Annotated in this window: 6 protein-coding genes; all 6 read right to left on the minus strand. The window is 51.9% G+C overall.

Annotated elements, in window-relative coordinates; genetic code table 11:
• Nucleotides 1-1,127: histidinol dehydrogenase (gene hisD, locus LBJ25_04695; GenBank protein ID MDR1453252.1), on the minus strand; the 1,127-nt coding region annotated here is incomplete at its 3' end.
• Entirely contained in the window at nt 1,128-2,438 is a 1,311-nt protein-coding gene (gene aroA / locus LBJ25_04700; protein ID MDR1453253.1) for a 3-phosphoshikimate 1-carboxyvinyltransferase, read from the minus strand.
• Nucleotides 2,435-3,061 carry an ATP phosphoribosyltransferase gene (hisG, locus tag LBJ25_04705; protein ID MDR1453254.1) on the minus strand — a complete coding sequence of 209 codons (627 nt, stop codon included), beginning with the start codon at nt 3,059-3,061 and terminating at the stop codon, nt 2,435-2,437. The genes aroA and hisG overlap by 4 nt, the downstream gene beginning before the upstream one ends.
• Nucleotides 3,062-3,074: 13 nt before the next feature.
• A complete protein-coding gene (locus tag LBJ25_04710; protein MDR1453255.1) occupies nt 3,075-3,821 on the minus strand; it encodes an ATP phosphoribosyltransferase regulatory subunit in 747 nt (248 codons plus the stop codon).
• On the minus strand, nt 3,814-4,611 hold the full coding sequence (locus tag LBJ25_04715; protein ID MDR1453256.1) for a glutamate formiminotransferase: 798 nt from the start codon (nt 4,609-4,611) through the stop codon (nt 3,814-3,816). The genes LBJ25_04710 and LBJ25_04715 overlap by 8 nt, the downstream gene beginning before the upstream one ends.
• Nucleotides 4,612-4,718: 107 nt before the next feature.
• Nucleotides 4,719-5,357: a hypothetical protein gene (locus LBJ25_04720; protein ID MDR1453257.1), complete on the minus strand. Its 639-nt coding sequence runs from the start codon at nt 5,355-5,357 to the stop codon at nt 4,719-4,721.
• Nucleotides 5,358-5,549: the final 192 nt, after the last annotated feature.

The raw sequence follows: 5,549 nt of genomic DNA on the forward strand, positions 1-5,549 counted from the left end.
GCAAAACGCGCCGTCCCGCCGGTTGGCAGCACGTGATTGGGGCCGGCAAAATAATCGCCCAGAGCCACTGGAGAATAGGCGCCAATAAAAATCGCGCCGGCATTGTTGACCTGTTCGGCCACATCCGCCGCGCCTTTGAGCATTAGCTGCAAATGTTCCGGCGCCGCCAGATCAGCCAAACGCACAAAATCCGCGCGGTTTGAAATCACAAAAATTCCGCCGTAGTTACTCAGAGCCTGCTCAATAATTTTACGGCGCGGCATTTTCTTGACCTGCCTGCTTGCCGCCGCGGCCGCCGCTTTAGCCAAAGCCAAACTGTCCGTAATCAGCAATGCTGAAGCCTGCGGATCATGCTCGGACTGCGCCAGCAAATCGGCGGCGACAAACTCCGGATCAGCGGTTTTATCGGCCAGGATCAAACAATCCGAAGGGCCGGCCAGTTTATCAAAACCGACCACGCCGTACAGCAGTTTTTTGGCCAGCGTCACGTAAATATTGCCCGGGCCAGCGATCAGATCCACGCGCGCGATACTCTCCGTGCCGTAAGCCAGCGCCGCGACTGCCTGCGCGCCGCCGCATAGATAGACCTCGTCAAGTCCCAGCTCGCAGGCCGCGGCCAGCAGCGCGGGATGCGCGGCGCCGTTCTTATCCGGCGGCGTCACAACGCAGATGCGCGGCACACCGGCCAGTTTAGCGGGAATAACATTCATCAGCAGCGATGACGGATAAACAGCCCGGCCGCCCGGCACATACACTCCAGCGGCGGACACCGGCGAATAACGCAGGCCGACGCGTGATTTTTGGCCGGTCTTGCTCAGCCACGAACGCGGTACCTGTTTCAAATGATAGTCGGCAATATTTTTGATCGCCAGCCGCAGCGCTTTTAATAAATTTTTGTCCAATTGCCCGCGCGCCAGCTCTATTTCCAGCGGATCCACGCGCAGATTTTTCAAACGCACGCCGTCCAGCTTTTGCGTGTATTTTAAAACAACGCGGTCACCGCCGTACCGGACATTTTTAATGATCTCCGCGACGGTCTGAATTTCTGGACGCTGCCAGTCCAATTCGCCGCGGCTGGCGATCTGCCGCAGTTTTTCTTCAATATTTTTAGTGTAAATTTTCAGCATTTACCCGACCACCTTTTTGAGCAGCGCCGCAAAACCCGGAAAAGAAGTTTCGATGCATTTGTCATCCGTGATCGTTGTTTCTTTTTGGTTCAGCAGGCCTAATACCGCGGCGGACATGGCAATGCGGTGGTCAAAATGAGAGTTGATCTTAATTGGCGCGGCGATCTGCAGATCCGGATTGCCGTCAATGACAAAGCCGTCGCTGGTTTCCGCCGCGGAAACGCCAAAACTCTTTAACATTCCCACCACCGTCTTGATCCGGTCTGATTCTTTGACGCGCAGCTCCTCGGCATCCTTGACCACCGTCCGGCCTTTGGCCAGCGCGGCCGCCACGGCAAAGACCGGCGCCTCATCGATCATGCGCAGCAGCAATTCTCCGCCGATCTCCACGGCTTTGAGCGGAGAATAAACAATCTGCAAATCAGCAGTCGGTTCGCCGGAAAACGTTTTTTTATTTTGCCAGATTATTTTGGCGCCCATTTTTTTTAAGACATCGAGCAGTCCGGTGCGCGTGGGATTGACACCTACATTTTTCAGCAGCAATTTACTGCCGGGCACGATCAGCGCCGCCACGATAAAAAACGCCGCCGCGGAAAAATCGCCCGGGATCTTAATTTTCAAGCCACCCTTGAGTTTGTGTTTGCTGTTCGGCAAAGTAACTTTGTATTTGCCGCTGGGCAACGTGGCGGTTTTGAGTTTCACGCCAAAAGTTTTGAACAGACGCTCGGTATGATCGCGGGACAGCGCCGGTTCGGTGACGCTGGTCTCCCCGCGCGCGTACAGACCGGCCAGTAAAATCGCGGACTTGACCTGCGCGGAAGCCAGCGGCGAATCGTAAGCAATGCCAATGAGCTGTTTGGTGTTTTTATTATTAACGATAACCAGCGGCGCTTTGTCGCCGTTGAATTCCGCGCCCATGCGGTGCAGCGGCTCAATGACACGCCCCATCGGTCTTTTTTGAATAGACTCATCGCCGGTCAGTTTGGCCGTAAAATCCTGCCCGGCCAGCACGCCGGCCAGCAGCCGAAAAGCCGTGCCGGAATTTCCGACGTCCATTTGCTCATCGGGTTTGCGCAGACCTTTGAGACCGCGCCCCTTGATGATCAATTTGTCCTTTTTATCCCGATACTCCACGCCCATCATTTTGAAATTTTTCAGCGTATGCAGGCAGTCCTGCCCGCGCAGAAAACCGCTGATCTCTGTTTTGCCGTCAGCCAGAGCCGCCAAAATCACCGCGCGATGCGAGATCGATTTATCCCCCGGCACCGTGAGCGCGCCGCGCAGTCCTTTTTTCGCGCTTGTGATTTTCATACGGCTTTTTTTATCCTTTGGGCCAGAGACATAATTTCGCCATAGCGGCTTTTGGCTTTGACGCGGTTGGCGATCAGCCGCGCCGTACTGGTGTAAATCTCGTCCACCACTTCCAGGCCGTTTTCCTGCAAGGTCTTGCCGGTCGCTACCAGATCCACGATCACATCGGACAAACCGTCGAGTGGCGCCAGCTCCACCGAGCCATATAATTTAATCAGCTCTACATCCAAATCCAGTTTTTCCTGAAAATATTCCGCCGCGGAATTTAAAAATTTTGTCGCCACCCGCAGTCCGGCGCGCAAAGTATCCCGGCGGTACGCGCCGCGCCGCGCCGCCACGACCAGACGGCAATAACCGAATTTCAAATTCAGCAGCTCAGTGACTTTGTGGCGGCCTTCGATCAAGACATCCTTGCCAGCCACGCCCAGATCAGCCGCGCCGTACTCCACATAGACTGGCACGTCAGCAGGACGCACGATCAGGAAACGGCATTTTTGATCCGCGTCGGTAAATTCCAGTTTGCGCGAAATCTCGCCGGCCTCCGGCACGCGCAGGCCGACTTTGCGAAAAACCTTTAACGCTTCCGGCAACATGTAACCTTTGGACAAAGCGATAGTCAGCATTTTTATCCTTTTTTTATTTTTTTTGCGCCGCCAAAGCCAGCAGCAATTTATTCAGATCAAACGCGAAACCGACCGCTGGTCTTTTGCGGCCAAACACCGCGCAAAGATTGTCGTAACGCCCGCCCGAGCCAAGAATGTAGCCCATCTCCGGCACGAAACATTCAAAGTACAAACCGGTGTAATAATCCAGATCTACGGACAACAGCTCGGCCAAACGCGGCAAGCGTCCCAGCGCGGCAAAATTCTGACGCTGCAAAGCTTCACGCTGTCTGGCCGGCAAACGCTGTATACGCCCGGCGTTAGTTTGTTCGATGCGGTAATCTTTCAAACCGATCGTTTTCAAGACATTTTCCGCCAGCTGCAAAATCTCCTGATCGCCGCGCGCGCCAGACACCCCGAGCAGTTCCACGCCGATCTGGTGAAATTGATGATTTTGGCCGATCTCCAGCTGCGCCGCGCGGTACACATCGCCGGAATAATAAAAACGCAGCGGCTTTTTTTCTTTGCTCAAGCGCGTGCCAGCCACGCGCGCGATCTGCGTGGTAATGTCCGGCCGCAAGACCATTTGCACGCCCCGCTGGTCAAAAAAACGATACGCGGAAGTCTTCAAGTGCCGGGGCAGTCCGGCGCTCAATCTGTCGTATTCCTCAAAAGCCGGGGTGGCGATTTCCGCGTAACCAGCGCGTTCCAGCAAACGGCAAATTTTTTGCAAAATTTCACGGCGTGCGGCAACCTCTGGCGGCAGCAAGTCTCTATTCATGCAGTTCTCCGGCCAATTTCCGCGCCTCCCGTGCCACAGTTTCAGGCAGCAGCCCGATCAATTCCGTTCCTTTAATTTTCACGCCGGCTCCTTCGGCCAGATTTTTGACATAAGCTAAAACTTTTTCCGGACCGGTCAGTTCCGGCGCGCACAGATTCAGACTAACTTGCGCGCAGCCGCGCGACGCTAAATACAAACCCAGAGCTTTGACCCCGGGCAATCCGCCGCCGCGCTCACGGATCTGGCCGGCGATCTTTTTGGCGATAGCAGCATCCTGCGTCGCCAGGTCAATATTGTAAGCGACGAGATAATTCCGCGCGCCCACACAGACCACACCGGCTGTCTGATGCGCGTTATTATAACTTTTGCGGCGGACATCGGCAAGATTTTTATCCGCCGGATCCAGCGCGGCCTTTTCATAAAAGATGACTGGCACGCCGAGTTTTTGGATCGCGCCGCCCAATTCATGCGCTAGAGCGGCGGCCTCGGACATCTCGGCCTGATAGACCGGCACGATCGGCAGGACATCGACCGCTCCCAAACGCGGGTGCGCGCCTTCATGCGCGCGAATGTCCAGAATCTCAGCGGCTTTTTTCACTAACGCCAGCCCGGCGGACAAGACCGCCGCGCGCGTCCCGATGTAGGTGAATACACTGCGATTATGATCGGTGTCGCTGGAATGATCCAAAATTTTCAGCTCTTTGATCGGCCGCAGAGTATCCAGCAAAGCCACTATCTTTTTTCTGTCGCGCCCTTCGGAAATATTGGGAACGGATTCGAAAATCGACATTGAGGAATTATAACATCAAAAATGGCTGGTTTTTGACCAATCCAATAAGCACGAAGAAAGAGAGCCGGAAAAACTAATTTCTCCGGCTCTAAAAATAAAACAAAAAACTAGTCCGCAAACTCAAAGGCAAGCTTCAGTCTTGCATTTTCACCAGCAATTATCTGTCCGTCGATATAAACTTCTGAATTAGCAGATATATCTAATTCTAGCGCATCGCCAACTGATAACGTATGCCTCATATGAGCGGACTGTTTAGTAGCTATAAAGTTGCCAGCAAAATCCCAGCCATCAGGTTCCACATATGAACCATCTTTTGATACTGCGTTAAGACTCAGGAAATAATCACCATTAAAGTTTCCTTCTTTTTCCAGTACCGTCACAACTAATTTTCTATAACCATTAGTTTGCATGTTCTTAGAAAAAACAAATCTGTCTACAACTTCAGGGCGATTAGAGGAATTGTCAAAATATTTACCTGTGGTAATTGTTAAAGTATTCCCACTTATTGAATAATTTACTCTACCTTTATTATTATCCCAAGGCTGTTCTACAGAATTTTGGCTTAAATCAATTGGCTTATTTGTTTTAAATTCAAACAGTTTATTTTCACCACCAACCAAGATAATCTGCTTATCCGCTTCCTTATTATAGTATGGGTTTTTACTTTCCGTTTTCGCGCCATCTGTATTAAGGTTGCTCCAGTTTTTACTTCCTTCGTTATTTCCAAGACCTAATATGTTACTCATAAATTTTCTCCTTTTTATTTTTTTTTGAATACAAAATACAAACACGAATCTATCACAAAGAGGTTTTACCCATAGGCATCACCTCTTTTCGCAGAAACAAAATATTCGTTTAAATTTTTTCTATTTTTTCTGGGGGGGGGGGGGGGGTGGCTGTTAAGCAATTGGTATGCACCGCGGGATTTCTTGTCGGCA

The organism is Candidatus Margulisiibacteriota bacterium (assembly GCA_031268855.1).
Lineage (GTDB): Bacteria > Margulisbacteria > Termititenacia > Termititenacales > Termititenacaceae > Termititenax.